This is a genomic window from Streptomyces sp. MK37H (assembly GCF_018035285.1).
Taxonomy (GTDB): Bacteria; Actinomycetota; Actinomycetes; order Streptomycetales; family Streptomycetaceae; genus Streptomyces; species Streptomyces endocoffeicus.
Genome location: NZ_JAAAYH010000668.1, coordinates 1 through 3,291 on the forward strand (window position 1 = coordinate 1; position 3,291 = coordinate 3,291).

Consider the following 3,291-nt stretch of genomic DNA (forward strand, 5'->3'; position numbering starts at 1 on the left):
AGAGATGAACCGGCAGTGGCGTGGCCGTACGACGGCCACCGCGGAGCGGACGGGGACCCGGCACCATGCGCTGACCCTGGACGGGGTCACCCGGGAGTACCAGCCGGGGGCAGTGGCGCTGCACCCCATCCATCTGACGGTGCCGCGCGGACGGTTCCTCGCGGTGATGGGCCCCTCGGGGTGCGGAAAGTCGACCTTGCTGCAGTGCGCCGCCGGGCTGGACCGGCCGACGGCGGGCACGGTGCGCATCGGCGGCACGGAGCTGTCCTCGCTGAACGAGGCGGCGCTGACCCGGCTGCGGCGGGAGCGGATCGGCTTCGTCTTCCAGGCGCACCACCTGGTGCCGTCCTTGAGCGTCGCCGAAAACGTCTCCCTGCCGCTGATGCTCGGCGGCCACCGCGTCGACGGCCGGGACCTGCGGGCCCTCGCCGCGGTCGGGCTGGGGGACCGGGGTGGCGCCATGCCGTACGAACTGTCCGGTGGGCAGAGCCAGCGGGTGGCCATCGCCCGCGCGCTGGTGACCTCGCCCGACATCGTCTTCGCCGACGAGCCGACCGGGGCGCTCGACCCCGCCGCCGCGGAGGAGGTGCTGACGCTCCTGCGGCAGGCCGTCGACCGTGACGGCCATACGGTCGTCATGGTCACCCACGACCCGTTCGCCGCCGCCTGGGCCGACGAGGCGCTGTTCCTGATGCGGGGGAAGCTGGTCTGGCGGCAGGAGCGACCTGAGGCGGCCGACATCCGCCGCGTCCTCAAGGACCTGGGAGGGCGGACGGCATGAAGGTAGCCGCCCTACTGGCCGCGCGCGCCACCCGTGCCCACCGTAAGGCGTGGACCGCGGTCTTCGCCGCGCTCGCCCTCACCTCCCTCCTGCTCGGCGCCTTCGGGCTGACCCTCGTTTCGGCCTGGAGCGCGCATCCAGGGGTGGAGCGGTACGCCGGGGCCGATCTCGTCGTGGCCGGCGACCAGATCACCCGCTTCAGCGCGACGTCCCTGGGCGAGCGCGAGACCGCGAGCGCCGGGCTCACCGAGCGGGTCCGGATCCCCCGGACGGCGCTGAGCGTGGTGCGAGGAGTGCCCGGAGTGCGGACGGCCGTCCCCGACGTGGAATTCCCGGTGGGCCTCGCGGGCCGGTCCGCCACCGGCCACCCCTGGGAGACCGCCCGCTTGGCGCCCTACGCAGCACTACGGACGGGCCGCGCCCCGGAGCGGGCGGACGAGGTGATGGTGGGCGGCGGGGCAGGCCGTGCCGAGGCGGACCGTGGCGGCGTAGGCCGCCTCGGCGCGCGGCCGACGCTGCGCGTGGACGGACGGGACGCGGTGTACACCGTCGTGGGCGTCGCCGACGGCCCCCGTACGGCCGTGTGGTTCACCGGCGCCGAGGCCCGGCGCCTGTCCGGACACCCGGATGCCCTGGACGCCATCGGGGTCGTCGCCGAACCCGGCACGGACCCGGGGGAGCTGGCCGGACGGGTGCGGAAGGCCCTGGACACGGCCGGTGTCACCGACATCGGGCGCCGCGCGGACGGCGACCCGGCCGCCGTGCGCGTCCTGACTGGAAGCGAGCGCGGCGAGGCCGAGTTCCTGGCCGCCGCGCCCGCCCGCGGCGAGCTGCTGGCGGCGCTCGGCTCCGTGGCCGGAGCCGTCGTCCTCGTGGCGCTGCTCGTCGTGTCGTCGACCATCGTCCAGGCGCTGCGCCAACGCTCCCATGAACTGGGCCTGTTGCGGGCGGTCGGCGCCACACCCGGGCAGCTGCGCGGTGCGGTGGGCCGGGAGGTGGGGCGGGTCGCGGCCTGGGCGGCGCTGGTGGGCGCGGCCGGTGCGGTCCCCGCGTACCTGGGGCTGCGCGCGCTGCTGGACGCGCGGGGCGCGCTGCCCACCGGGCTCGAGCTGACGCTGCCCCCGCTGCTGTGGCCCGCGCCCCTGGTCACCGCCGCCGTCACCGTTCTGGTGGCCCGGATCGCGGCGCTCATCGGCTGCTCCAGGACCGCCACGGCGCGTCCGGCGGAGGCGCTGCGCGAGCGGGCACCCGGCAGGGCGCGGGGCATCACCGGGCTGGTGCTGCTGGGCGTGGGCGCGAGTTCGGCCGGAACGGCCGCCCTCCAGCAGGGCGCGACCGCGGCGGCCGCGGCCGGTGCGGCGGCGGTGACGATGGTGATCGCCTGCGCGGTGCTGGGGCCGTGGATTGCCGAGTGGGCGATGCGGCTGCTCGGCGCCCCGCTGCGGCTGTTCGGCCCCGGCGGCCGGCTCGCCGCCGCCAACTGCGCCGCGTCCGCCCACCGGCTGGGCGCGGCGATCACCCCGATCGTGCTGGTCACCGCGTTCGCCGGGGTCCAGCTCTCCGGGGGCGCGACGATGACCCACGCGGCGGACGCCCAGGCCCGCCAGGCGCTGCGCGCCGACTTGGCGGTGCGCGCGGACGGCGGCCTTACGGCCGGTGCGGTGGAGCGGATCCGCGAGCTCCCCGGGGTGCGGGCGGCCACGGAGGTCGTCCCCGGCGCGGTGCTGCTGGCGCGGAGCCAGCTCGGCTCGCCCGAAATCGAGCGGCTGCCGGTCTTCGGCGTCACCCCGGAGCGGCTGACGCGCACCCTCGACCCGGGCGTCCGGAACGGGGACCTCGCCCGGCTGCGCCCCGGCACGGTCGCCATCGGCGCCGACCGGGCGGACTCCCTCGGCGCCCGGCCGGGCTCCACGGTGACCCTGCGGTTCGGTGACGGCCAGGAGGCGCGGCTGCGGGTCGTGGCGACGTACGAACGCTCCATCGCGCTCGGGGACTTCCTCCTCTCCCGCGATGAGCTGCTGCGCCACACATCGATGCCCGGCGCGGGTCGGATCCTGGTCGCGACCGCGTCCGATGCCGACCGTAAGGCGCTCACGAAGGCGCTGGCGCGGGCGGTGCCCGGGGCCCGGGTGGAGCGGGACCCGGCGCCCGTAAGGGGCGAAGCGGAGGGCGAGGCGCTGGCCGAGGTGGTATCGGTTGCGGTGGTCGCGGCGATCGGGGCTTTCACGGTGATCGCCGTCCTGAGCACCCTCGCCCTGATCGCCACCGGACGCCGCTCCGAGTTGCGCCTGCTCCGGCTCGCGGGCGCGGGCCGCCGTCAACTGCGCGGCATGCTACGGCTGGAGGCGGCGGCCACGGTGGTGACCGGCCTGGTGGTGGGCGTGGCCGTGGCGTCCGTACCGCTCCTGGCCTTCAGCGCGGCCACGGCGGGCACACTGCCGTACCTGCCGCCGACGCAGGCCGCGGCGATCGTCTCGGTGGTCGTGGCCACGGCGGCGGCGGGCTCGCTG

General features: G+C 76.8%; 2 protein-coding genes. Both read left to right on the forward strand.

The annotated features are described in order from the left end of the window. The first annotated feature begins 4 nt into the window (after positions 1 to 4). A complete protein-coding gene (locus GWI24_RS42430) occupies positions 5 to 781 on the forward strand; it encodes an ABC transporter ATP-binding protein (protein WP_210951352.1) in 777 nt (258 codons plus the stop codon). After that, positions 778 to 3,291: FtsX-like permease family protein (locus tag GWI24_RS42435; RefSeq protein WP_210951351.1), on the forward strand; the 2,514-nt coding region annotated here is incomplete at its 3' end. The genes GWI24_RS42430 and GWI24_RS42435, both read left to right, overlap by 4 nt.